This window comes from Streptomyces sp. NRRL S-337 (genome assembly GCF_000720175.1).
Lineage (GTDB): Bacteria > Actinomycetota > Actinomycetes > Streptomycetales > Streptomycetaceae > Streptomyces > Streptomyces siderophoricus.
In genome coordinates, this window is sequence record NZ_JOIX01000016.1 from 69,452 (window position 1) to 92,403 (window position 22,952).

Annotated in this window: 19 protein-coding genes; 5 read left to right on the forward strand and 14 right to left on the reverse strand. The window is 73.7% G+C overall.

Annotated elements, in window-relative coordinates:
- Nucleotides 1-4: 4 nt before the first annotated feature.
- From IG62_RS0114405 to IG62_RS0114425, 5 genes are read right to left on the reverse strand one after another with little or no spacing between them, the layout of a single operon-like run.
- Complete coding sequence (locus tag IG62_RS0114405; RefSeq protein ID WP_030801875.1) at nucleotides 5-1,042, reverse strand: ABC transporter permease; 1,038 nt, start codon at nucleotides 1,040-1,042, stop codon at nucleotides 5-7.
- Nucleotides 1,039-2,631, reverse strand: coding sequence for a sugar ABC transporter ATP-binding protein (locus tag IG62_RS0114410; protein WP_030801877.1), 1,593 nt, complete (start codon nucleotides 2,629-2,631; stop codon nucleotides 1,039-1,041). Before IG62_RS0114410 ends, IG62_RS0114405 begins: the two co-directional genes overlap by 4 nt.
- Nucleotides 2,628-3,689, reverse strand: coding sequence for a sugar ABC transporter substrate-binding protein (locus IG62_RS0114415; protein ID WP_030801879.1), 1,062 nt, complete (start codon nucleotides 3,687-3,689; stop codon nucleotides 2,628-2,630). The genes IG62_RS0114410 and IG62_RS0114415 overlap by 4 nt, the downstream gene beginning before the upstream one ends.
- A 55-nt stretch (nucleotides 3,690-3,744) precedes the next feature.
- A complete protein-coding gene (locus IG62_RS0114420; RefSeq protein WP_030801881.1) occupies nucleotides 3,745-4,512 on the reverse strand; it encodes an SDR family NAD(P)-dependent oxidoreductase in 768 nt (255 codons plus the stop codon).
- Nucleotides 4,509-5,834 (reverse strand): enolase C-terminal domain-like protein, encoded by a 1,326-nt coding sequence (locus IG62_RS0114425; RefSeq protein ID WP_199812471.1) that lies wholly within the window; start codon nucleotides 5,832-5,834, stop codon nucleotides 4,509-4,511. Before IG62_RS0114425 ends, IG62_RS0114420 begins: the two co-directional genes overlap by 4 nt.
- A 306-nt stretch (nucleotides 5,835-6,140) precedes the next feature.
- Between IG62_RS0114425 and IG62_RS0114430 the strand changes: the two genes are divergently transcribed.
- Complete coding sequence (locus IG62_RS0114430) at nucleotides 6,141-7,199, forward strand: PAC2 family protein (protein WP_051798063.1); 1,059 nt, start codon at nucleotides 6,141-6,143, stop codon at nucleotides 7,197-7,199.
- A 98-nt stretch (nucleotides 7,200-7,297) separates the two neighbouring features.
- Here IG62_RS0114430 and IG62_RS0114435 read toward each other — a convergent pair whose 3' ends face one another.
- The 5 genes from IG62_RS0114435 to IG62_RS0114455 all read right to left on the reverse strand — a co-directional run bounded on the left by IG62_RS0114435 (nucleotide 7,298) and on the right by IG62_RS0114455 (nucleotide 14,171).
- Nucleotides 7,298-10,354 carry an NPCBM/NEW2 domain-containing protein gene (locus IG62_RS0114435; protein ID WP_030801885.1) on the reverse strand — a complete coding sequence of 1,019 codons (3,057 nt, stop codon included), beginning with the start codon at nucleotides 10,352-10,354 and terminating at the stop codon, nucleotides 7,298-7,300.
- Between the two features lie 171 nt (nucleotides 10,355-10,525).
- The gene (mshC, locus tag IG62_RS0114440) at nucleotides 10,526-11,755 is read right to left on the reverse strand and encodes a cysteine--1-D-myo-inosityl 2-amino-2-deoxy-alpha-D-glucopyranoside ligase (RefSeq protein WP_030801888.1); all 1,230 of its coding nucleotides are present in this window, start codon (nucleotides 11,753-11,755) and stop codon (nucleotides 10,526-10,528) included.
- Nucleotides 11,756-11,886: 131 nt separating this feature from the next.
- A complete protein-coding gene (locus IG62_RS0114445) occupies nucleotides 11,887-12,771 on the reverse strand; it encodes an SCO1664 family protein (protein WP_030801890.1) in 885 nt (294 codons plus the stop codon).
- A gap of 5 nt (nucleotides 12,772-12,776) precedes the next feature.
- On the reverse strand, nucleotides 12,777-13,367 hold the full coding sequence (locus IG62_RS0114450; protein ID WP_078872005.1) for a DUF3090 domain-containing protein: 591 nt from the start codon (nucleotides 13,365-13,367) through the stop codon (nucleotides 12,777-12,779).
- 105 nt (nucleotides 13,368-13,472) lie between these two features.
- The gene (locus tag IG62_RS0114455) at nucleotides 13,473-14,171 is read right to left on the reverse strand and encodes a histidine phosphatase family protein (protein WP_030801894.1); all 699 of its coding nucleotides are present in this window, start codon (nucleotides 14,169-14,171) and stop codon (nucleotides 13,473-13,475) included.
- Nucleotides 14,172-14,230: 59 nt separating this feature from the next.
- On the opposite strand from IG62_RS0114455, the gene corA reads away from it, so the two are divergent.
- On the forward strand, nucleotides 14,231-15,226 hold the full coding sequence (corA, locus tag IG62_RS0114460; RefSeq protein ID WP_030801896.1) for a magnesium/cobalt transporter CorA: 996 nt from the start codon (nucleotides 14,231-14,233) through the stop codon (nucleotides 15,224-15,226).
- A 37-nt stretch (nucleotides 15,227-15,263) separates the two neighbouring features.
- Here corA and IG62_RS0114465 read toward each other — a convergent pair whose 3' ends face one another.
- Both IG62_RS0114465 and IG62_RS0114470 read right to left on the reverse strand, forming a co-directional pair.
- A complete protein-coding gene (locus IG62_RS0114465; RefSeq protein ID WP_030801898.1) occupies nucleotides 15,264-16,052 on the reverse strand; it encodes a hypothetical protein in 789 nt (262 codons plus the stop codon).
- A 315-nt stretch (nucleotides 16,053-16,367) separates the two neighbouring features.
- Nucleotides 16,368-17,423, reverse strand: a complete 1,056-nt coding sequence (locus tag IG62_RS0114470) for an LLM class F420-dependent oxidoreductase (RefSeq protein WP_030801900.1) — start codon at nucleotides 17,421-17,423, stop codon at nucleotides 16,368-16,370.
- 127 nt (nucleotides 17,424-17,550) lie between these two features.
- Here IG62_RS0114470 and IG62_RS0114475 point away from each other — a divergent pair, with 127 nt between their 5' ends.
- Complete coding sequence (locus IG62_RS0114475; protein ID WP_030801903.1) at nucleotides 17,551-18,534, forward strand: aldo/keto reductase; 984 nt, start codon at nucleotides 17,551-17,553, stop codon at nucleotides 18,532-18,534.
- A complete protein-coding gene (locus IG62_RS0114480) occupies nucleotides 18,531-20,906 on the forward strand; it encodes a helix-hairpin-helix domain-containing protein (protein WP_037838332.1) in 2,376 nt (791 codons plus the stop codon). Before IG62_RS0114475 ends, IG62_RS0114480 begins: the two co-directional genes overlap by 4 nt.
- A 48-nt stretch (nucleotides 20,907-20,954) precedes the next feature.
- Here the strand turns inward: IG62_RS0114480 and IG62_RS0114485 are convergent, their stop codons facing one another.
- Nucleotides 20,955-21,629 carry a hypothetical protein gene (locus IG62_RS0114485; protein ID WP_030801907.1) on the reverse strand — a complete coding sequence of 225 codons (675 nt, stop codon included), beginning with the start codon at nucleotides 21,627-21,629 and terminating at the stop codon, nucleotides 20,955-20,957.
- A gap of 47 nt (nucleotides 21,630-21,676) precedes the next feature.
- Between IG62_RS0114485 and IG62_RS0114490 the strand changes: the two genes are divergently transcribed.
- Nucleotides 21,677-21,865 carry a DUF5703 family protein gene (locus tag IG62_RS0114490; RefSeq protein WP_030416245.1) on the forward strand — a complete coding sequence of 63 codons (189 nt, stop codon included), beginning with the start codon at nucleotides 21,677-21,679 and terminating at the stop codon, nucleotides 21,863-21,865.
- A gap of 133 nt (nucleotides 21,866-21,998) precedes the next feature.
- On the opposite strand, the gene IG62_RS49845 is transcribed toward IG62_RS0114490, so the two are convergent.
- Nucleotides 21,999-22,907 (reverse strand): chaplin, encoded by a 909-nt coding sequence (locus IG62_RS49845; protein ID WP_030801909.1) that lies wholly within the window; start codon nucleotides 22,905-22,907, stop codon nucleotides 21,999-22,001.
- Nucleotides 22,908-22,952 lie beyond the last annotated feature (45 nt).

Sequence of the window (22,952 nt, forward strand, 5' to 3'; positions counted from 1 at the left end):
GCCCTCAGTCCTGCTTCTCGCCGCTGGTGAAGCGGGAAATGACCAGGGCGACGATGATGATCGCGCCGTTGAGGAACTGGGTCCACAGCGGCGGCACCCCGCCCAGTGTCATGACGTTGATGACCAGTTGGAGGGTGAGTACGCCGGTGAGCGCGCCGAAGAGGGTGCCGTGGCCGCCCTTGAGGCTGATGCCGCCGATCACCGCGGCGGCGAAGACCTGGAAGATCCAGCCGTTGCCCTGGCTCGCCGAGACCGCGCCGTAGTGGCCGGTGTAGAGGATCCCGGCGAAGGCGGCGAGCACCCCGGCGAGGGTGAGGACGGCCCAGGTGAGCCGGTCCACGCGGATGCCGGCGGCGCGGGCGGCCTCCGGATTGCCGCCGATCGCGTACAGCGCCCGTCCGTGCCGGAGGTAGCCCAGGGCCGCGCCGCCGAGCGCGAACAGTGCCAGGCAGATCCAGACGGCGGCCGGGACGCCCAGCCAGTCGGCCTTGCCCAGGTAGGCGAAGGACTCCGGGACGTTGCCTATCGACTGGCCCTCGGAGAGGCCCACCTGGAGGCCGCGCAGCATGGTGAGCATGCCGAGGGTGGCGATGAAGCCGTTGACCCTGAGCCCCAGGATCAGCAGGCCGTTGGTGGCGCCGACGGCCGCACCGACGGCCAGGCACAGCGGGATCGCGGTCCAGGCGGGGAAGAGCGCGAGGCCTGCGAACCGCCCGCCGTGCGCGGGCATCACCAGCCACAGCGCCACCACCGGCGCCAGCCCGATGGTCGATTCCAGTGACAGGTCCATCCGGCCGCTGATCAGGACGAGCGCCTCGCCGAGGACCAGCAGGCCGAGTTCGGTGGACTGCTGGACGACCCCGATGAGGTTGTCCTGGGTCAGGAAGGCGGGCGAGACGATGAAGCCGATGACACCCAGCACGAGGATCACCGGCACCAGGGAGAGGTCCCGCCAGCGGGCCGGGTCGATCCGGGGCCGGCGGCGTGCGCGCGGGGTGGCGGCACCGAGGTCGGTGGCCGGCGGCGAGGCGGTTCCGGTCATGGCGCGGTCCCTTCCGTTCCGTGCGGGTCGTCGGCGCCGTGGCCCGCCGGCCGCTCGTCGGTGCCGTCGCCCGCCGGCCACTCGTCGGTGCGGTCGCCGGCCAGGCCCTCCATGGCGGCGACCAGGTCGTGGTCGCGCCAGCCGCGCGGGAAGTGGGCGGTCACCCGGCCGTGGAAGACCGCCAGCACCCGGTCGCAGACCCGGAGGTCGTCCAGTTCGTCGGAGACGATCAGGGCGCCGCTGCCGCCGTCCGCGACCTGGCGTACGACGCCGAGCAGGGCCTCCTTGGACCGGACGTCGACGCCGTTGGTGGGCCGGACGGCGACCAGGACGGCGGGCCGGCGGGCCAGCGCGCGGGCGATCACGACCTTCTGCTGGTTGCCGCCGGAGAGCCCGGAGACCGGCTGGCCGGGACCGGTGGTCCGGATGTCCAGCTCGCTGATCATGCGCCGGGCGAACGCGCGGGTCCGGGAGGGCAGTACGGTCCCCAGCGGCCCCAGCTGGTCGGCGACGGTGAGGGTGGCGTTCTCGGCGACGCTGCGGCCGGGGACGAGGCCCTCGCGGTGCCGGTCCTCGGGGACGTAGCCGATGCCGGCGGCGAGGGCGTGCGGCACGCTGCCGGTGCGGACCGGGCGGCCGCGCACCGAGATCCGGCCGGCGTCCGGGGCCCGCAGCCCGGCCAGCGTCTCGCCGATCGCGGTGGTCCCACTGGCCGTGGCGCCCGCGAGGCCCACCACCTCACCGGCCCGTACGGTCAGGTCGAGCGGGCCGAACCGGCCGTGCAGCGCCAGCCCTTCGGTCCGCAGCACCGGTGCGCCCGTGGTGCGCGCGGCCGGCCGGGGGCGCCGCGCGGCGCCCGGCTCCTCCCCCGTCATCGCCGCGACCAGCTCGTTCCTGGGGAGGTCCGGGACGGGCGCGGTCAGTACGGGGCGGGCGTCGCGGAGGACGGTGACGGTGTCGCACAGCTCGTAGACCTCCGTCAGGTGGTGCGAGATGAACAGGAAGGCCACGCCCTGGTCGCGTAGGGCCCGCAGTTTGCCGAAGAGCCGGTCGATGCCGGCGGCGTCGAGGCGGGCGGTGGGCTCGTCGAGGACGATCAGCCGGGCGCCCTGCGACAGGGCGCGGGCGATCTCCACGAACTGCCGCTGTTCCACGCCGAGTTCGCGTATCCGGGCGCCCGGGTCGACCGTGACGCCGTACTCGGCGAGCAGTTCGCCGGCGCGGGCGCGCAGTGCGCCCCAGCGGAGCGTGCGGCCGCCCGGGAGGCGGCCCAGGAAGAGGTTCTCGGCGACGGTCAGTCCGGGCACCGTCATCGACTTCTGGTGGACGCAGGCGACCGTGCGCTGCCAGGCGGCCGGGTCGCCCCAGCGGGGTGCGGGCCGCCCGGCGAAGGTGACCCGGCCGGCGTCCGGGCGGGTCAGGCCGGTCAGCACGGAGACCAGGGTGGACTTGCCGGCGCCGTTGCGGCCGACGAGGGCATGGGCCTCGGCGGGCCGTACGGTCAGCCGGGCGCCGTCGAGGGCGACGGTGGGGCCGTAGCGTTTGACGATTCCCTCGGCGTGCACCGCCGCCGGTTCGTGGGCCGTCATCGCTGCTGCTTCTTCCCGGGCCGGTCGAGCTGGTTGGCCCAGAGCGTGGGGTCGTCGACGGTGGCCTTGGTGACCAGGGGTGCCGGGAGCTGGTCCTCCAGGCCGTTCTTGATCTTCACGATGGTGGAGCCGTGGTCGGTGGGGCCGGGCTTGAAGGTCTTGCCGTCCAGTGCGGCCTGGGCGTAGCGGAGCGCGTACTTGGCGTAGAGGTCGGCCGGCTGGGAGAGGGTGGCGTCGATCGTGCCGGCACGGATCGCGGCCAGTTCGTCCGGTATGCCGTCGTTGGAGATGATGGTGAGGTGCCCGGCGGAGCCGGCCGGTACGAGCCGCTTCTTCTGCTCCAGCAGTGCCAGCGTCGGCTGCAGGAAGGCGCCGCCGGCCTGCAGGTAGATGCCGTCGAGGTCGGGGTGCTGGGCGAGCAGGCTCTGCAGCTTGGCGGAGGCGACCTCGCCCTTCCAGTCGGTGGCCAGCTCATGCACGGTGATCTTCGGGTACTTCTTCTTCATGCAGGCCGCGAACGCCTCGGAGCGGTCCCGCCCGTTGATCGAGCTGAGGTCGCCCTGGAGTTCGGCGACCCGGCCCCGGCCGCCGAGTTTGCGGCCGAGGTAGTCGCAGGACTTCTCGCCGTAGGCGCGGTTGTCGGCGCGTACGACCATGTAGACCGTGCCGTCGTCGGGCCGGGTGTCCACGCTGATCACGGGGATCTTCTTCGCCGCCAGCCGCTGCAGCTCGGCGCTGATGGCCCCGGTGTCCTGAGGGGCCATCACGATCGCCTCGGCGCCCTGACCGGTCAGCGCCTGCACGTCGGCGACGACCTTGCCGATGTCGTTCTGGGAGTTGGCCAGTGGGAGGGCCTTCGGGCCGCCGTGGTCCAGGTCCTTTTGGAGGTACTGCTGGTAGGAGTTCCAGAAGTCGGTGTCCGTGCGGGGCAGGTCGATGCCGATCCGGCCGGCGGCGTCGCTGCCGCGGTTGCAGCCGGTGAGCGCGGCGAGGGCGGCGAGGGCAGCGAGCACGGACACCGCGGCACCCGCCGCCGCGCCGGTCGTACGCAGTCTCATGGGATTCCCTTGGTCGGTCGGGTGGGCTGGTCCGGCTCTCCGTTCGCGGCCGGGATCACGTCGCGGGGCGCAGGCGCAGGCCCTGCATGCCGCCGTCGACGGCGAGCGCGGTGCCGGTGATGCCGGCGGCGGCCGGGGACGCCAACGAGGCGATGGCGGCGGCGACTTCGGCGGCGGTGACCATCCGGCCCATCGGCTGGCGGGCGTGGAGGGCGGCGCGTTCGGCCGCCGGGTCGTCGGCCCGGTCCAGCAGCCGGCCGATCCACGGGGTGTCGGCGGTGCCCGGGTTGACGCAGTTGACCCGGATGCCCTCGCGGACGTGGTCGGCGGCCATGGCGAGCGTCAGCGAGAGCACCGCGCCCTTGCTGGCGGCGTACAGGGCCCGTTGCGGCAGCCCGGCGGTGGCGGCGATGGAGCAGGTGTGGGTGATCGACACGGCCCCGGGGCGGGCGGGTGCCGCCCGGCGCAGGTGCGGCAGTGCGGCGCGGGCGGTGCGGACCAGGCCGAGCAGGTTGACGTCCAGGACGTGCTGCCACTCCTCGTCGTCGTTGTCCTCGACGGTGCCGGTCGCACCGATGCCGGCGTTGCCGACGAGGGTGTGCAGGGCGCCCAGTTCGGCCGCCGCCTCGTCGACGGCGGCACGTACGGCGGCGGCGGAGGTGACGTCGGCCGTGACCGCGAGGGTGCCGGGCGGGGCGCCGGACGGGTCGCGGTCCAGTACGGCGACCGTGGCGCCGCGCTCCTGGAGCAGGGCGGCGGTGGCCGCGCCGATACCGGAACCGCCGCCGGTGACGAGGGCGGCCAGGCCGTCGAAGTCGGTCATGCGAGGGCCTCCTCGGTGGCCTGCCGGGCCCGCCAGACGGGTCCGTCGGGGTAGCGGTGGGCGGCGAGCGACGCCGGGTGCATCTCGGCGGAGAAGCCGGGGGCGGCCGGGGCCCGGTAGCGGCCGTGCTCGACCACGACCGGGTGGACGAAGTGCTCGTGGAGGTGGTCGACGTACTCGATGACGCGGTCGTCCCGGCTGCCGGAGACGGCCACGTAGTCGAACATCGCCAGGTGCTGCACCAGCTCGCACAGGCCCACGCCGCCCGCGTGCGGGCACACCGGGACGCCGTATTTGGCGGCCAGCAGCAGGATGGCCAGGTTCTCGTTGACCCCGGCCACCCGGGCCGCGTCGATCTGGACGAAGTCCACCGCCCCGGCCTGCAGCAGCTGTTTGAACACCACGCGGTTGGCGACGTGTTCGCCGGTGGCGACCTTCACGGGCTGCCCGGCGCGCACCGCGGCGTGCCCCAGCACGTCGTCCGGGCTGGTCGGTTCCTCGATCCAGTACGGGGTGTACGGCGCCAGCGCGGTCATCCAGCGGACCGCCTCGGCCACGTCCCAGCGCTGGTTGGCGTCGACCGCGATCCGTACGCCGGGACCGACCGCGGCGCGGGCCAGCCGCAGCCGCCGTCTGTCGTCGTCGAGGTCGGCGCCCACCTTCAGCTTGATCTGCCCGAAGCCGTCGGCCACCGCCTGTTTGGCGAGCCGGACCAGCTTGGCGTCGTCGTAGCCGAGCCAGCCGGGCGAGGTGGTGTACGCGGGGTAGCCCTCGGCCTTCAGGAGGGCGGCGCGGGCGGCCCGGCCGGGCGTGGCGGCGCGCAGCAGGGCCAGCGCCTCGCCGGGGGTGAGGGCGTCGGAGAGGTAGCGGAAGTCGACGAGCGAGACGAGGTCCTCGGGGGTCATCGCGGCGAGGAACTCCCACACCGGCAGGCCGGCCCGGCGGGCGGCCAGGTCCCAGGCGGCGTTGACCACCGCGCCGGCCGCCATCTGCATCACGCCCTTCTCGGGGCCGAGCCAGCGCAGCTGGGAGTCGTGGGTGAGGTCGCGGTGCAGGGCGGCGAGGTCGGCGGCGGTGGTGGGCACCGGGCGGCCGACGAGGTACGGCGCGAGGGAGCGGATCGCGGTGGCCATGACGTCGTTGCCGCGCCCGAGGGTGAAGCACAGGCCGTGGCCGCGCGGTCCGCCGCCGGTGTGCAGGACGAGGTAGGCGGCGGAGTAGTCGGGGTCGGGGTGCATGGCGTCCGAGCCGTCGAGCTGGTCCGAGGTGGGGAAGCGGACGTCGTGGATCTCGAACGCGGTGACGGTGCCGGTCACGGCCATGCGCACGCCCCTGGGGAGTAGCGGAGGAACATCGTTCCTGCCGACGGAGCTAACATCGGACCTTTCCGGGTCATCCGATGTATAGACCTGTGCGCGAGGCGGCGTCCAGACCCCGTACCGAAAGTCCTGCGGGAGTTGAGGAAGGAAAGCCGCATGACCTCGGCCACAGATCGGATGACTCGGGACGCGTTCGTGCACAGGGGCTGCGGACCGGGGCCACACAAGCCGTAGGCTTGGTGACGCACGTAATGGAACTGCTGCCGGCCGCCGTCCCCGACGGCCGGGCCGGTCGGAAGGAGGCGCTGGGTGATCGAGCTGGAGGGGGTGCCCGAGCTGATCGACCCGGTCATGGTGGCCGCGTTCGAAGGCTGGAACGACGCCGGCGACGCCGCCTCCGCCGCGGTCGCCCATCTGGACCGGGAGTGGAAGGGTGAGGTCTTCGCCGCGCTGGACGCCGAGGACTACTACGACTTCCAGGTGAACCGTCCCACCGTCTTCCTCGACGGCGGCGTACGCAAGATCACCTGGCCGACCACCCGGCTCTCCGTGGTCCGCGTCAGCGATGCGAACGGCAAGGGACGGGCGCGCGATCTGGTGCTGGTCCGCGGCATCGAGCCGAGCATGCGCTGGCGCTCGTTCTGCAACGAAATCCTCGGTTTCGCCCATGAGTTGGGCGTGGAGATGCTGGTGGTGCTGGGCTCGCTGCTCGGGGACACCCCGCACACCCGCCCGGTCCCGGTCAGCGGGGTCACCTCGGACGCGGACCTGGCCCGACGGCTGGATCTGGAGGAGTCGCGCTACGAGGGCCCGACCGGCATCGTCGGGATCCTCCAGGAGGCGTGCACCCACGCGGGCGTGCCGGCGGTGAGCCTGTGGGCGGCGGTGCCGCACTACGTCTCCCAGCCGCCCAACCCGAAGGCCAGCCTCGCGCTGCTCAACCGCCTGGAGGACCTCCTCGACATCAGCATCCCGCTGGGCGAGCTGAGCGAGGACGCGCGCGCCTGGCAGCTGGGCGTGGACCAGCTGGCGGCGGAGGACAGCGAGGTCGCCGAGTACGTGCAGTCGCTGGAGGAGGCGCGGGACACCGCCGACCTGCCGGAGGCGTCCGGCGAGGCGATCGCCCGCGAGTTCGAGCGCTATCTGCGCCGCCGCGACCCGCAGTCCGGTCCCGGCGTGGCCACCGAGGGCGGGCTCGCGGAGGGCCGGGACAGCTCCTACCTCCGCGACACGACCAGCGGCCGCACCCGGCCGCCCCGCCCGGCACCCAAGGAGCCGCGCGAGCCCGGCACCGGACCGAAGGACACCGGCCCGTCCGACTCCTCCCGGCGGCCCGACGAGGACGGCCCGGAGGAGAGCGGCGACTAAAACCCGGGCGCGGCCCCGGGGCGATCCACACGCACAGGGCGCCGGACCGGCCGTCGAGCCGGTCCGGCGCCCTGTGTGTCATCCCGATCCCAGGGCCGTCATCCGGAGCAGTGGAAGCGCGCCCCCGCCCAGTCGCCGTGGTCACCGGACTTCTTGCCGTCGGTGTCGGTCACCTTCAGCCGTACGTGCCGGGCGCCGCCGAGCGGTACGTCCACCGCCACCGGCGCCGACTTCCCGGTCAGCTTCGGCGAGGTCCACAGCACCTTGCCGTCCGCCTCCACGGAGAAGGCGACCTCCCCGTAGTCGGCGATCTCGTCGTCGATCCCGGCGTCCGCGGTGAACGACGTACAGCGCCCCCCGGTGAAGAACTCCAGGTCGGCATTGGCGTGCGCACCGATGCCCTTGGCGTAGGTCTTCCCCGCGAGGGTGAGCGGATGGCCGTCCGCCGGGCCCGACTCGCCGTTGCTGCGGTCCCGTTCGGCCGGTCCGTAGCCATTGGCCGCGGTCAGCCATTCCATGTCACTCGCCCAGGTGTCGGAGGCCGGCGCGGACGGTACGGGCCGTACCTCGAAGCGGTGCACGGTGGTGCGCGGCGCCCCCGCCGCCCGGTAGCGGACGGTCGCGGTGACGGTCACCGGGTCGGCGCTGCTCGCGTCCTTGGGCGCGGTCACGGTCAGCGTGTCGCGGGCGGTGCCGCCGGCCGCGAGCCGGCCGTGGTGCACCGGCGCGGAGACCCGCCAGCCCTCGGGCGCGGACAGCGACACCGAGACGTCCGTGGCGTCCCGGGTGCCGGCCGTCACCGCGGTCCGTACGGTCGTCGGCGCGCCCTTGGTCACCTCCTGGCCGCCCGGGGTCGTGACCGTGACGCCCGCGCCCGGGGTCCGGCCGCCGACCGCGCTGGCACCCTTGAGCGTCAGCCCGAAGGCCCGGTCGGTGGGGCGGGCGGCGGTCTTGACGTGGACGACTCCGCCGCGGTCGGCCGGGTCGTAGTACCAGCCCTGGTCGGCCGCTCGGAGGCCGCGCGCGGACGGCAGCCGCTTCAGCGGACGGCCGGCCAGCTCCACCCCGCGCGGCGCGTCCCCGGTGTGCACGGTGAACTCGTAGGGCCGGCTGGTCTGCTTGCCGTGGAAGGAGCCCTTCGAGGCCCCGACGGCGAGGCGTACGTCACCGGCGCCGGAGCGGGGCGCCGTGACGTCCACCCGCTGGGTGGCACGGGCGCCCGTACGGTGGGCGCGGGTCACCCCGTCGTCCTCGTAGAGCGTGAACGACGAGCGGCCCTGCGGGTACACGTCCCAGGCGAGCGGGGACCCGGCGGTCCGGTCCTGGTAGGACGTGATGCCCGGCCACATCGGCACGGCGGCACCGGCCTTGACGAACAGCGGCAGGGTGTCCAGCGGCGCGCTGTAGCCGTCGAGGGTCATCGGCCCCTGGTAGGTGCGTCCGGACCAGTAGTCGATCCAGGTGCCCTTGGGCAGGTAGATGCCGTTGCGGGTGTCGGTGTCCTGGTAGACGGGGGCGAGCAGGAAGTCCTGGCCGGAGAGGAATTCGTACTTCGCGGCGTCCGAGGCGGCCTTCGGGTCGTCGGGGTATTCCAGCGACAGCGGACGCACCGGCCCGACCCCGGTCCGGGTCGCCTCGGCCGCGTAGGAATACATGTACGGCAGCAGCGATTCCTTCAGCTTCAGGTATTTCCGGTTGATGGCCGTGTACGGGTCGCCGTAGCGGAAGGGCTGTTTGTCGCTGGCGGCCCAGCCGTCCATCGTCATGACCGCGGGGAGGAAGGATTTCCACTGCAGATCGCGGACGTACGTCTTGGGGCTGCCGCCGAAAATGCCGTCCACGTCACCGGTGGTGTAGGCGAGCCCGGACATCGTCGCGCCGGCGTAGGTCGGTATCTGCCAGCGGATGTACTCCCAGCTGCCGCTCTGGTCGCCGGACCACTGGACGCCGCACCGCTGCGCGCCGGACCAGCTCTCCGGGGCCCAGGTGAAGCCGCGTGCGTCGCTGTTGTCCTCGATCCCCCGGTAGGCGTCCTTGCAGCCGTCCAGGGCGAATTTGTAGCCGTCGCCGACCCAGGCGACGTCGAGTTTGGCGATCCGCTGTCCGGCCTTGACCTGGTCGGCGAGTTTGGCGATGCCGTCCTCGGTCCACAGTCCGAGTTTCATCTTCCGGCCGCCGAGCCCCTGGGAGGTCTGGCCGAGGTTTTCGTAACCGCAGCCGTAGCCGTCGTTCACCAGCATCCAGCCGTTGGGCATGTCGTGCTGCACATATCCGTCGGCGACCTTCAGGGAATCCAGGGTGTGCCGCTCCCCGCGGTTGGCATTGTGCAGATAGCAGTCCGAATCGCCGATCTCCAGGCCGTACACCGGCGGCAGGAAGGGCTTTCCGGTCAGTGCGGTGTACTGGCCGATGACGTCCTTCGTGCTCGGCCCGGCGAAGTAATAGGCGTCGAAGCGCCGTTCCTTCGCCGTGGTCGTCACCGGGTCGTCGAAGGCGTAGGTGTTGGGGGCGTAGGTGTTGCGGAAGACGCCGTATCCGGCGGTGGAGAGGTAGAAGGGGACGGAATTGGGGTGCCCGCCGTCGTCCCAGTTGTAGTCGACGCCCACCTCGACGGTGTGGCCGCGGTGGGAGGTGTTGCCGCGGCCGTTCTGCATGCCGGCGCCGTAGAACTGCTCGGTGGCGCCGCGTGCGAGGGTCTGGGTGGTGGTCTTGTCGTCCCAGCTCAGGCCCTTGGCCTCGGACCAGACCAGGGAGCCGTCGGCCCGGCGCAGTTCGAAGCGCAGCGGCGCCTTGTACGCCGTCAACGTCACCTTGCCCGTGCTGAGTTCGTAGGCGTCGCCGGCGTCCCGCCAGTGGGTGGCCGGCGGGGCTCCCTGGGGCAGCACGATGTCCTTGCCGGTGGGGTCGGAGAAGGTGCCGTCCGGGGCGAGTTCGAGGCGGAAGGTACGGTCCGTCACGAAGCTGACGCGGGCCTCGGCCCGGCCCGCGTGCAGGTGGTAGACGGGCCCGTCGGCCTCGAAGCCGGTGACGTCCCCGACGGTGTGGGCGGGCGCGGGGCCGGCGGCCGGTGCGCTGCCGGCCGGGCCGGCGACCGCCACGACGAGCCCGAGCAGCGCGGCAACGACCGCCGCCCGCAGTCCTGTTGGTTTCCTCATGCCGGACAGCTGTAGCCCGCCGGCGGGGCGGCCCACCATGGATTCTTGCGCCGGGTTGCTGGATTTCCGGTCGCCCGGCCCGGGTGCGGGCGCGGCCCCGGGCACGGAAAAGGGGCGCCCGTACCGGCCGGCACGGGCGCCCCTGGCGGGACGGGGGTCAGGCGGTGGCCGTCAGAGGGCCACGCCCAGGAGCGCGTCGACGGCGCGGGATACGAGGCCGGGGGCGCCCTCGTCGGTGCCGCCGTCGGCCGCCTGCGCGGCGGCCCAGCGGTCCACGGCGGCCAGCGCGGCCGGCGCGTCCAGGTCGTCGGCGAGTGCGGTGCGGATCTCCTCCAGGAGGGCCTCGGCGGGCGGGCCGTCGGGGCGGGAGACCGCGGCGCGCCAGCGCGCCAGCCGCTCGACGGCCTCGTCGAGCACCGCGTCGGTCCACTCCCAGTCGGCGCGGTAGTGGTGCGCGAGCAGCGCCAGGCGGATCGCCGCCGGGTCGGTGCCGTCGCGCCGCACCTTCGAGACGAAGACGAGGTTGCCCTTGGACTTGGACATCTTCTCGCCGTTCAGGGCCACCATCCCGGCGTGCACGTACGCCTTGGCGAACGGGTGCTCGCCGGTGAGCGCCTGGGCGTGCGAGGCGCCCATCTCGTGGTGCGGGAAGGCGAGGTCGGAGCCGCCGCCCTGGACGTCGAAGCCCATCCCGAGGTGGTCCAGGGCGATCGCGACACACTCGATGTGCCAGCCGGGCCGGCCGCGGCCCAGCGAGCCGCCGTCCCAGCTCGGCTCGCCGTCGCGGGCGGCCATCCACAGCATCGGGTCGAGCGGGTTCTTCTTGCCCTCCCGCTCGGGGTCGCCGCCGCGCTCGGCGGACAGCAGCCGCATCGCCTCGGCGTCGAGTCCGGAGACCTCGCCGAAGTGCGGGTCGGAGGCGACGGAGAAGTAGATGTCACCGTCCAGCTCGTAGGCGGCGCCGGCGTCGCGCAGCCGCTCCACCAGCGGGACGATGCCGGGTATCGACTCGACGGCGCCTATGTAGGCTCGCGGCGGCAGCATCCGCAGCGCCGTCATGTCCTCGCGGAACAGGGCGGTCTCGCGCTCGGCGAGCGCGGTCCAGTCGTCGCCGGTGGCCTCGGCCCGCGCCAGCAGCGGATCGTCGACGTCGGTGACGTTCTGCACGTAGTGCACCTGGCGCTTCGTGTCGAGCCACACGCGCTGAACCAGGTCGAACGCGTTGTAGGTCGCCGCGTGCCCCATGTGGGTGGCGTCGTACGGCGTGATGCCGCAGACGTAGATACGGGCGACGGGACCAGGGTCGAGGGTCACCCGTCCGCCGGTCGCGGTGTCGTGGATCCTCAGGTCGCGGCCCTGACCAGGCAGGGCGGGGACCTCAGAAGCGGGCCATGCATGCATGCCTTGAGCGTAACCGGATGCATGTTCCGCATACGAACCGGACCACGGGTCTTGGCCGGAAAGGCGGTCTTGCGGTTTGCAGCCGGACGTGTATGGGCGTACCGGCGGCCCGCAAGGGGTCCCGTACGGGCTCAGACCGGCGGCCAGGGGATGGCGGGCCACTCCCCGCTCGGCTCGGGATGCCGGCCGCGCTCCAGCAGCCCAGCCACCCGCGCCCGGAGCGCGTCGATCTCGGCGGCCGTGAGGAGTTCGGCCAGTCGGGCGGCGAGCGGCGCTGCGTCCGCCAGGGCCGCCCCGAGCCCGCGCAGCACCTCCACCGCCTCCTCGGTCAGCGGCTCGCCCGCCCAGCCCCACAGCAGCGTGCGCAGCTTGTCCTCGGTGTGGAAGGACACACCGTGGTCGATGGCGAAGAACTCGCCGTCCACGCCGGGCAGCAGATGGCCGCCCTTGCGGTCACCGTTGTTGATCACCGCGTCGAGGACCGCGAGCCGCCGCAGCCGCGGGTGGTCGGCGTGCACCAGCAGCGCGGTGCGGCCCTCCCCGAGCTCCGCGAAGCCGACGGCCTTCCAGCCGGGCCCGGGCTCCTCGTCCTCCACCAGTGCCAGCAGTTCGGGCACCTCGTCGCTGCTCTCCGGCGGATCGATCCACTCCTGGACCATGCCGGTGCCGTAGGGGCCGTCGCGCAGCACGGTCGGCGGGATCAGGTCCCAGCCGCAGGCGCGGGAGATCTCGTACGCGGCGACCTCGCGCTGGGCGAGCGTGCCGTCGGGGAAGTCCCACAGCGGGCGCTCGCCGGCGACGGGCTTGTAGACGCACGAGGCGGTGCGGCCGTCGTGGGTGACCGTGCAGTAGAGCACGGCGTTGGAGGCCTCCCGGATACGGCCGCGCACGGTCAGCTCGCCCTCGGCGAGGAGGGCGTCGGTCGGCCCGCCTGCGGGCTCCGCCGCGGCCGGCGGCGGGTCCTGCGGGCCGGTGGGACCGGGCAGCTGCCCGGCCGGTTCGACGGCGGGCTCCATGGCGCTCAGGCGCCCCGCCGGTATCCGTTCTGGCGCGGACATACGTGTCCCTCCGGGTCGAGCGGCAGGCTGCACAGCGGGCACGGCGGGCGGCCGGCGTTGACGACCTCCAGGGCCCGCTTGGCGAACGCCCTGGCCATCGTCCCGGTCAGCCGCACCCGCAGCATCGGCGGGCCGTTCTCGTCGTCCTGGAGCAGCCGTTCCTCGGCGTCCGCGAGGTCCTCCTCGCTGTCCGCGTCGAGCTCCACCAGCGCCTGGGCCTCGACGATCATCCGCTCGTCCTCGCCGTCCCAGGCCAGCGCCATCGTGCCGACCCGGAACTCCTCCTCGACGGGCATCTCCAGCGGGGCGGTGTCGGTGAGCTCGGCGGGCGAGACGGCAGGAACCGGGGCGTTGCCGCCGCTGCGCCGGACGACCTCGTCCAGCAGCTCGTCGATCCGCTCGGCGAGCGCCGCGACCTGGGTCTTCTCCAGGGCGACGCTGGTGGTCCGGCCGGCCGCGGTGGCCTGGAGGTAGAAGCTACGGCGGCCAGGCAGCCCGACCGTACCGGCGACGAAGCGGTCCGGTACGTCGTAGAAGAACACCTGACGGGACAACGTCCTGCTCCGATTGCTCGACTGCGGGGTCTGCGGTCGCTGCGGGTCCTGCGGACCGCAGGGGCGGCGGGCAGCGCCGTCGCACCACCCTACTGCGCCGACTGATCACCCTGCGCCCGCACCACCGCCGAGGGTCGCGTCCCGGTCCGCCGCCGGGCTGCCGCCGTCCTCCCGGGGCACCAGCGAGGCGAAGTCGCCGGTGTCCCCGAGGCGTACGAGGTAGGGGCGCAGCCGGGTGTAGCGGATCACGGTGAGGGAGCAGGGCTCGACCGAGATCCGCTGGAAGAGGTCGAGGTGCATGCCGAGCGCGTCGGCGACCAGCGACTTGATGATGTCGCCGTGCGAGCACATGGCGTAGGTGGCCTCGGCGCCGTGCGTCTGCTCGACGCGGGCGTTCCAGTCGCGGACCGCGTCCACCGCGCGGGCCTGCATGGCCCGCATCGACTCGCCCCCGGGGAAGGCGGCCGAGGACGGGTGCTGCTGGACGGCCTCCATCAGCGGCTCGTCGGTCAGCTCGGCCAGTTTGCGGCCCGACCAGTCGCCGTAGTCGCACTCGCTGATCCGGTCCTCGATGTGCAGGGTGATCCCGGGCCGGGCCGCCAGCAGCGGCGCCATGGTCTCCCGGCAGCGCTGCAGGGGGCTGGAGACGAGGGCGGCGAGCGGTACCTGCGCCAGCCGCGCGGGGAGCGCGGCGGACTGGGCCGCGCCGCACTCGTCGAGGGCGACGCCGGGCGCCCGCCCGGCGAGCACTCCGGCGGTGTTGGCGGTGGAGCGGCCGTGCCGCACCAGGATCAGCGTGGGCATGCCCGCCACCCTACGTTCCGGCTGCCGCTTCCTGGCAGGGGTCCCCGGGACGCGCGAGAATGCCTGGTGTGATTGTGGACTGCGCCATCTACCGGGAGGGCCGCCGCACGGACTGCGCGGCCGACTTCTCCCGCGCCCTGAAGGCGGCGCGGGCGGAGGGGAACTCTTTCCTCTGGCTGGGGATGCACGAGCCGACGCGGGAGGAGTTCGACCGCGTCACCAGCGAGTTCGCGCTGCACCCGCTGGCCGTCGAGGACGCGCTCAAGGCGCACCAACGACCCAAGCTGGAGGTCTACGACGACTCGCTGTTCATGGTGCTGAAGCCGGTCACGTACGACGACCGGGCCGAGACGGTGACGGCGTCGGAGCTGATGGTCTTCGTGGGGGACTCGTTCGTGGTGACCGTCCGGCACGGGGAGGCCAGCCCGCTGGCCGCGGTGCGGCGCCGGCTGGAGGAACATCCGGAGATCCTGCGGCACGGGCCGGGCGCGGTGCTCTACGCGATCAGCGACGCGGTGGTCGACCACTACATCGAGGTGGCCGCCGAACTCGCCCTGGACATGGAGGAGTTGGAGGCGGAGGTGTTCGCTCCGGTGCGCGGCCGGGACACCCGGAACACCGCCGCGCAGATCTACGCGTTCAAGCGCGAGGTGATGGAGTTCCGGCGGGCGACCGGCCCGCTGGCGGAGCCGATGGCCCGCTTGCAGAACCCGGGAGTGCCGTTCGTGCACGATCACGCCCGGCCGTTCTTCCGCGACGTCGACGACCACCTCACCCGCGCCAATGAGTCGGTGGACAACCTGGACCGCCTACTTTCGGACATTCTGTCCGCCCATCTGGCACAGATGGGCGTCCGGCAGAACGACGACATGCGCAAGATCTCGGCCTGGGCGGCGCTGGCGGCCGTCCCCACCCTGATCGCCGGGGTCTACGGCATGAACTTCGAGAACATGCCGGAACTGAGATGGCAGTGGGGCTACCCGGGGGTCCTCGTGGTGATGGTCCTCATCGAGGTGTCGCTCTACCGGCTGTTCAAGCGCCGCGGCTGGCTCTGAGCGGGCCGGAGCGGAAACGCTCCCGGTGGCGGCGCCCTTACGCGAACTCCGGGGCGGAGGTGGCCGGGCCGCCCAGCGCGTTCCGCCGCTCGGGCATCCGGAGGCTGACCATCCGCCGCCAGCCGCCCAGCCGCTCGTAGCCGTACACCGCCGCGATACCGGCGGTGAGCGCCGCGGACTTGGTCCCGGGCCACTTCAGGAGGCGGCCCATGTGCTCCATCACGGCCAGGCTGACGTCCCGGTAGACGGCGATCTCGGCGTGCGCGCATTCGTGGAGGGCGCGCTGGATGGTCCGCCCGTGGCCGGCCCGGGCGAGGCGGAGCAGTTCCTCGTGGCAGTAGGCGAGGTGATTGGTCTCGTCGTTCGAGATCATCCGAATCGCCCTGCCGACCTCAGGGTGGTCGCCGAAGTGCTTGGTGAGCAGGGCCATCTGGTCGGCGGCGCGCTGTTCGGTGACGCGGCTGTGGGCGAGGTAGATGATGACGTCGAGCTCGCCGAGCGGCTCGTCCCGGCGCAGTTTGTCGTGCGCCAGACCGATGCCCCGCCGCTCCAGGAGCATGGTGTAGTCGGTCGCCCGGGGGACGTCGGTGGGGGTCAGCCCGCGCTTGCGCAACAGGGCCTGGAAGATCCGGCCGTGCTTGTCCTCGTCGGCGCCGTGCCGGGCGACCTTGGGCGCCAGATCGCGCAGCGACGCGGGCAGCAGTGCGGCGATCCGGCCGTTCTCCCAGCCGCCCTGCGCCTCACCGCTCGCCGCTATGGAGCAGAACAGACGGTATGCCTCGTCGTTGTCGACGATCTCCTGGAACAGGCTCCGGGCCGAGAGCATCTGCGTCACCTCCGAACGGACACACCCGCAAACAGTCAAAGCAGGCGTTCGGGGCGCGGCAACCGGGCGGGGCACCCGTTCGCCCGTTCGGACGAGGCGCGGCCGGGTGGCGGGGCGTAACCCGGCCCCCCATGCCGGCGTTGTGCAGCGCGACGGCCGTGGCGGGGAAGATCCCCCGAGCCCCCACCACGGCCGCAGGCTCCCGGAAAGGCCCGAGGTCCAGGCGCCCCGGCGCCGGGCCCATCGCCGGTCGCTACCGGGCGTTTCACCGGGCGCCTCTCGCTGAGCGCCGCCGGTCCGTTCGCCCGGCGGCGCTCATGCCAGCCCGGCGCGCTCCAGGGCCTCGGTACCGGCCCGCAGCGAGGCCAGCCGGTCCTCCAGTCCGAAGCCCGCCGGGGACAGCGTCAGCGTGGTCACCCCGGCCTCCGCGTAGGCCCGCATCCGGTCGGCGATCCGCTCGACGGAGCCGAGCAGCGTGGTCCGGTCGATGAGCTCCTCGGGGACCGCCGCGGCGGCGCCCTCCTTGTCGCCGGCCAGGTACTTGTCCTGGATCTCGACGGCTTCCTTCTCGTAGCCCATCCGCCGGGCCGCCTGGTTGTAGAAGTTCTGCTTGCGGCTGCCCATGCCGCCGACGTAGAGCGCGGTGTACGGGCGGAACATGTCGGCCAGCGCGCTGACGTCCTTGTCGGCGCCGACGGCCAACGGCAGCGTCGGGCAGATGTCGAAGCCGTCCAGGGTCTTGCCGGCCTTCTCCCGGCCGGCCCGGAGGGGGGCGACCGCGGTCTCCTCCAGGTTCTCGGCGGCGGGGAAGATCAGCAGCGCACCGTCGGCGATCTCACCGGTCTGCGTGAGGTTCTTGGGGCCGATCGCGGCGATGTAGAGCGGGATGTGCGGGCGCTGGGGGTGGACGGTGAGCTTCAGCGGCTTGCCCGGGCCGCCGGGCAGCGGCAGCGTCCAGTGCTCGCCCTCGTAGGACAACCGCTCGCGGGTCATCGCCTTGCGGACGATCTCGACGTACTCGCGGGTGCGGGCCAGCGGCTTGTCGAACTTGACGCCGTACCAGCCCTCGGAGACCTGCGGGCCGGAGACGCCCAGACCGAGCCGGAACCGGCCGCCGGAGAGCGAGTCCAGGGTGGCGGCCGTCATCGCGGTCATGGCGGGCGTCCGCGCCGGGATCTGGAAGATGGCGGAGCCGATGTCGATGCGCTCGGTCTGGGCGGCGACCCAGGAGAGCACGGTGGCGGCGTCGGACCCGTACGCCTCGGCGGCCCAGCAGACGTCGTAGCCGAGGCGGTCGGCCTCCTGCGCCACCGCGAGATTGTCGGAGTCCATCCCGGCGCCCCAGTAGCCGAGGTTGATGCCAAGCCTCATGCCGCTCCCCTTACCCATCGGTAACGTCGCTGTTCCGGGGACTGTAGCGCGCACCCCCGCCGGACGTCACCGATGGGTTGTCCACAGGTCCCCTGTTCCCGACGCCCGGCGCGTACTCTCAGGGCCCATGGAGCAAAGGCACCTCGGCCGAACGGGCCTGCGCGTGTCCCGGCTCGGGCTCGGCACCCTGAACTGGGCCCGCGACACGGGTGAGCAGGAAGCCGCCGACCAGCTCAAGACGTTCTGGGAGGCCGGCGGCACGCTCGTCGACACCGCCGACATCTATGCCGACGGCGGTGCCGAGTACCTCCTCGGCCGGCTGATGGAGGGGCTGGTTCCGCGCGAGGACCTGGTGATCGCGACGAAGGCCGGCAGCGTGCTGGAAGCCGACCGCCGGGTGGACTGCTCCCGGCGCCATCTCCTCGCCGCCCTCGACGCCTCCCTGGGACGGCTGGGCACCGAGTACGTCGACCTGTGGCAGCTCCACGCCTTCGATGCGCACACGCCGCTGGAGGAGACCCTCCACGCCCTGGACCTCGCGGTCACCAGCGGCCGGGCGCGCTACGTGGGCCTGTCGAACTTCTCCGGCTGGCAGCTGGCCAAGGCCGCCACCTGGCAGCTCGCGGCGCCCGGGGTGCGCAACCGCCTGGCGAGCGCCCAGATGGAGTACTCCCTCCTCCAGCGCGGCATCGAGCGCGAGGTGCTGCCCGCGGCGCTCGACCTCGGCATGGGCGTCCTGCCGTCCTCGCCGCTGGGCCGGGGCGTGCTGACCGGGAAGTACCGCCATGCGACGCCCGCCGACTCACGCGGCGCCTCGGAACATCTGGCGGCGTTCGTCGCGCCGTATCTCGACGAGACGGCGGGCCGGGTCGTCGAGGCCGTCACGACCGCCGCCGACGGACTGGCCGTCACCCCGCTCCAGGTGGCCCTCTCGTGGGTCCGGGACCGTCCGGGGGTGACCGCGCCGGTCCTGGGTGCCCGCACGGCGCAGCAGCTCAGAGCGGCGTTGTCAGTGGAGGCCCTTACTCTTCCTGACGAGATCCGCCGGGCGCTGGACGATGTGTCGGCTCCGGTGCACCACTACCCCGATCACGACTGGAGCACGCTGTGAGCACCGACCGCCCCGCCGGCGACACCCCGCCCGGGCAGGAGGCCGCACCCGGGACCGCGGAGGCCCGTACGCCCAAGGGGGCGCAGGCGGCGGACCCGGGCGCGACGGTGAGCGAGGCACCGGCCGCGGCGCCCCCGGCCGGCACGACCACCGCGGCGGCGCTGGCGGCGGCCGTCCGGGCCGTGGAGAGCGGCGAGCGCTCGGCCGCGTCGTTCTTCACCGAGGCCCCGCGCCCCGCCAGGCCGGCCGCACCCGCCAAGGCGGCCCCGGCGCCCGCCGGCCCCGCACCCCGGGGCGGACCCGCGGGCCCGCCCCCGGAGCCGGCGACCGCGCATCCCGCCGCACCGGCCGGCCCCTCCGCACCACCCGTAGCAGCCCCGGCCGCCGCCGCCCCCGCCACCACCGCACCTCTCCCGGCCCCCGCCCCCGGCCTCGAGGGCGTACGACAGGTGCTGCGGGCGGGCGGTGCCCCGGAGACCCTCGCGGAACCGACCGCCGAGGTGCTCGGGGAGCGGGCCGCGGAGGTCCTGCGCGAGGATCCCTGGCAGTTGCTCGGGGTGCCGGGCGTGCGGCCCGAGCAGGCCGACGGCTTCGCGCGGGCGCTGCTCGGTGCCGCCGCCGGGCCGGGCGACGAGCGCCGCGGCCAGGCGCTGGTCGGCTGGCTCCTGGAGCAGGCTGCGGTCGCGGGGCATTCCGCGCTGGAGGCCGGCGCGCTGCGCAGCGCGCTCGCGCAGCGCCAGGTGCCCGACCCCGACGAGGCCCTGCAGACCGCCATCGCCGAGGGTGCCGTCCTGGTCTTCCAGGACGCGATCGAGGAGCCGGGCCGGGCCCGGCCCGCGGCGGACGAGGACGAGGACGAGCGGCCGGTCCGGATCCTGCTGGGCCTGGACCGCTGGGCCATGGCCGAGGAGAGCGTCGCCGACGGCCTGGCCCGACTGCTCAACACCTTCGAGCCGGTCCCGGACGCCGGCGCTCCGGACGCCGGCACCGGGACGCCGGACGCCGAATCCGCTACGGCCGACGCGGACGGGGACGCCGGCCCCGACTCCGACTCCGCGGACGCCGACGGGCGGGCGGACGCCGACGGTGCGTCCTCGGAGGCCGATGACGCCCCGGCGCCGGTCCGTCCCTCCCCCGCCGCCTGGGAGGCCGCGGCCGCCGCCGCGCCGTCGCCGTCGGCCGCGGAGCTGATCCGTGCGGCCGCGCACAGCGGCCTGGTGGCGCATACGGGCGCGGAGGCGGCCCGCGCCGAGCCGGCCGCGCTGATCGCGGCGGCCCGTGCACTGGGCCTGCGGGCCTTCGGCGCCGCCCACAGCGAGAACGGCCGCCGCCGGCTGGCCGCTGACCTCGCCGCGCTCGCGCCCGGGGCGGGCCCGGAGGCCGGTTCCGCGGACCTGGGCGCGGCGGCGGTGACGGTCGCCGGGCTGCTGTCCGGGCAGGAGGGCCCCGGACGGGACGCGGACGGCGCCCTCGCGCTCGATCTGCTGGTGGTGCTGGACGCCCCGCAGCTGGATCTGGAGACCGCGGCCCTGCTCGTCGAGTCGCTGACCGACGGGACCCGGCTGGTGCTCAGCGGTGATCCCGGCGTCCTGTGGTCCGCCGGACCCGGCCGTCTCTTCGCCGACGTCCTCGCGGCCCGTTTCTGCCCCCAGGTCGCCTCCCGCACCCCGGACTTCGGCCCGATCGGCGAGCTGGTGTCCGGCATCGGCATCGGTGAGCTGAGCCAGGTCGAGGCGCCCGGCAAGGAGGTCGTGATCGTCCCGGTGCGGGACGCCGGCGAGGCCGTGCACCGCGCCGTCCAGCTGGTCGCCGACTCCGTGCCCCGTGCGCTGGGCGTCCCGCCCGAGGACACCCAGGTCATCACGGTCGGACACGGCGGCGCGGCGGGCACCCGGGCGCTGAACGCCGCGCTCAAGGAGCGGCTCAACCCCGGCCCCGGCCAGTTCGGCGGTTTCGACCCCGGCGACCGCGTGGCCTACGCCCCGGCCCCCGGCCGTACGCTGCCCGGCACGGTCACCGGCGCCGACGCCGCGGGGCTGCATCTGGACTGCGCGGGGACCGCGGTCGTGGTGCCGCGCGAGCGGGTCGGCGGCGCGGTCCGGCACGGCTGGGCGCTCACCGCCCATCAGGCGGCCGGGATGCGCTGGCCGGCCGCGGTGGTCGTGGTGCCGGGGGACGCCGCCGGCGGACTGACCCGCGCCTGGGCCTATACGGCCTTCAGCCGCGGTGAGCGGCATCTGTCGGTGGTGCAGGGCGCCGATCAGGCGCTGGCCCGGGCGGTCGCCGAGGTGCCCGTCAAGGAGCGGACCACCCGGCTGCGGACGCTGCTCGGACAGCAGACCGTGCCGTCCGCGGAGGACGCCCCGGCGTGAGACGGGGTGCGGAGGCGGCCGCCCGGAGCGGAGCGGCCGCCTCCGCCCTCACCTCTCGCGGTCGAGCGGCTCCAGCTCGTCGTCGTCGCCCAGCTCCTCGTCGAAGACGGCGCTGACGTCGAAGCGGCACACCACCCGCTGCGGATCCGCCTGGTCGAACGGCGCGGAGAGCCACTCGCCCGGTTCGGCGGGTTCGTCGGCGGCCGCCACCCACAGCGTGGAGTCGCCCTCCTCCAGGCCGAACTCCTTGTGGCGGGAGGCGATCTCATCGGGTTCGAACTCCCCGAAGAGCACCCCCAGCGCCGCATGGACGCTGCTGCCGACGACCGCGGCGGCGTCGGCGGAGGGGCCCGCCGCCTCATCGGCGGCATCCGGATCGAGGTCCGCGATGCGCTGCGCCTGGTGCAGCAGCCGCTGCGGTTCGGCGACGGTGTAGTCGCGCCGGATCAGCACGCTGAGCGCACTGGGATCCTCCGGGCCCGCGTACGCGGGCAGCGCCTCGCTACCGGGGATCTCGAAGGGGGTGACCTCGTCGTAGGTGTCGTAGAGCAGCTCGTCGTACACCTCGGCCGCGGCGGCGAGCTCGTCGAACGCGGCGTAGACAGCCGGATCGTCCTCCCCCGAGCGGCGTTCGACCGCGTCGAGGTGACGGTCCAGCGCGGCTTTGACCGCCTCGGCGGCGGCACGTACCTCGTCAGCGGAAGGCTGCGCAGCATCAGACATAGTGCAGACGCTATCCGTACCGGGGCCGGTCCCGCACAATAGATGCGATGCCGGAATACGAATTCTGCGATGTGTACGTGCCACGGGGCGTTTCCCGGAAGGCCACCACACGCTTGCTGACCGACCATGCCGAGTACGGACACTGGGAGTTGGACCGTCTGCGGCTGAATCCGGACGGCAGCCGCAAGGTGCGGCTGCGCCGCCGGATCATCCGACAGCTCCGCGCCACGTGGTGATCATCACCGGCGCGTGAACAGCAGAGCGGGCCCCGCCTCGGCAGGGCCCGCTCCTCGGTGCGCTCATGCGCGCTCAGCTACCGCTCGTCACACAGCGCCGACCGTCGCATGATCGCCGCGTGAGCGCCGCCGTTCACCGGCCGGCGGCACGCGCCTTGCGGTACAGCACCGCGCCCCCGAGCAGCATCCCGGCGGCGGCCGGAATCGCGAAACCGGCCGCGCCGGCGCCGGTCTCCGCGAGCTGCTGCCGGGGAGCCGGCACGACCTGGCTGTGCGGCGCGGTCTGCGGCTGCACTGCCGGGGTGTGCCCGCCGCCCTGCGGGGTGGCCGGGTGGTGCGGCTTGCCCGGGTGCTGCTGCTCCGGGTGGTGCGGCTTCCCGGGGTGGTGCGGGTGGTGCCCCGTGTGGTCGCCGGTGCCGGGGTGGTGCGGCTTCCCGGGGTGATGGGGCTGGCCCGGGTGGTGCGGCTTCCCGGGGTGGTGCGGATGTCCCGGGTGCTGCGGGTTGCCGGGCTGGTGGGGCTGGCCCGGCTGGTGCGGACGGCCCGGTACCGGCGCGTCGTTGGCGCAGTCGTTGCCGAAGACCGGGTTCAGCAGACCGACCACCGAAACGCTGTTGCCGCAGGCGTTGACCGGGACGTCGACCGGCGCCTGGACGTTGTTGCCGGAACCCACACCGGGTGAGTTCGCGGTGCCGCCCGCGGCGCTGGCGCCACCGTGGTGGCCGCCCCCGCCCTGGTGGTGGCCACCCTGGTGGTGGCCCCCTTGGTGCGGGCCGCCCGGGTGTCCGGTGTGGTGGCCGCCGTCGTTGGCGCAGTGGTTGCCGAACGCGGGGTTCAGCAGCCCGACGACATTGACGGTGTTGCCACAGGCGTTCACCGGGATGTGCAGCGGTACTTGGACGTTGTTGCCGGATCCCACGCCGGGCGAGTTCGCCGCGCCGCCGACGGCCCCCGCATCCGCGTGTGCGTAGCCGGCGACCGCGGCGAGTACACCGCCGGCCGCCGCCATGGTGATCAGGCCCTTCCGTGCGACCTGTCTCATATATTTATTCCCCTGCCTAGTGCCTTACAGGAATGCGTGCGCGCG

Bases quoted from the DNA above. Each gene is read 5' to 3' on its own strand.
- IG62_RS0114405 (WP_030801875.1), bottom strand. From the start codon at position 1,042: ATGACCGGAACCGCCTCGCCGCCGGCCACCGACCTCGGTGCCGCCACC.
- IG62_RS0114410 (WP_030801877.1), bottom strand. From the start codon at position 2,631: ATGACGGCCCACGAACCGGCGGCGGTGCACGCCGAGGGAATCGTCAAA.
- IG62_RS0114415 (WP_030801879.1), bottom strand. From the start codon at position 3,689: ATGAGACTGCGTACGACCGGCGCGGCGGCGGGTGCCGCGGTGTCCGTG.
- IG62_RS0114420 (WP_030801881.1), bottom strand. From the start codon at position 4,512: ATGACCGACTTCGACGGCCTGGCCGCCCTCGTCACCGGCGGCGGTTCC.
- IG62_RS0114425 (WP_199812471.1), bottom strand. From the start codon at position 5,834: ATGGCCGTGACCGGCACCGTCACCGCGTTCGAGATCCACGACGTCCGC.
- IG62_RS0114435 (WP_030801885.1), bottom strand. From the start codon at position 10,354: ATGAGGAAACCAACAGGACTGCGGGCGGCGGTCGTTGCCGCGCTGCTC.
- mshC (WP_030801888.1), bottom strand. From the start codon at position 11,755: ATGCATGCATGGCCCGCTTCTGAGGTCCCCGCCCTGCCTGGTCAGGGC.
- IG62_RS0114445 (WP_030801890.1), bottom strand. From the start codon at position 12,771: ATGGAGCCCGCCGTCGAACCGGCCGGGCAGCTGCCCGGTCCCACCGGC.
- IG62_RS0114455 (WP_030801894.1), bottom strand. From the start codon at position 14,171: ATGCCCACGCTGATCCTGGTGCGGCACGGCCGCTCCACCGCCAACACC.
- corA (WP_030801896.1), top strand. From the start codon at position 14,231: ATGCCTGGTGTGATTGTGGACTGCGCCATCTACCGGGAGGGCCGCCGC.
- IG62_RS0114465 (WP_030801898.1), bottom strand. From the start codon at position 16,052: ATGCTCTCGGCCCGGAGCCTGTTCCAGGAGATCGTCGACAACGACGAG.
- IG62_RS0114470 (WP_030801900.1), bottom strand. From the start codon at position 17,423: ATGAGGCTTGGCATCAACCTCGGCTACTGGGGCGCCGGGATGGACTCC.
- IG62_RS0114475 (WP_030801903.1), top strand. From the start codon at position 17,551: ATGGAGCAAAGGCACCTCGGCCGAACGGGCCTGCGCGTGTCCCGGCTC.
- IG62_RS0114485 (WP_030801907.1), bottom strand. From the start codon at position 21,629: ATGTCTGATGCTGCGCAGCCTTCCGCTGACGAGGTACGTGCCGCCGCC.
- IG62_RS0114490 (WP_030416245.1), top strand. From the start codon at position 21,677: ATGCCGGAATACGAATTCTGCGATGTGTACGTGCCACGGGGCGTTTCC.
- IG62_RS49845 (WP_030801909.1), bottom strand. From the start codon at position 22,907: ATGAGACAGGTCGCACGGAAGGGCCTGATCACCATGGCGGCGGCCGGC.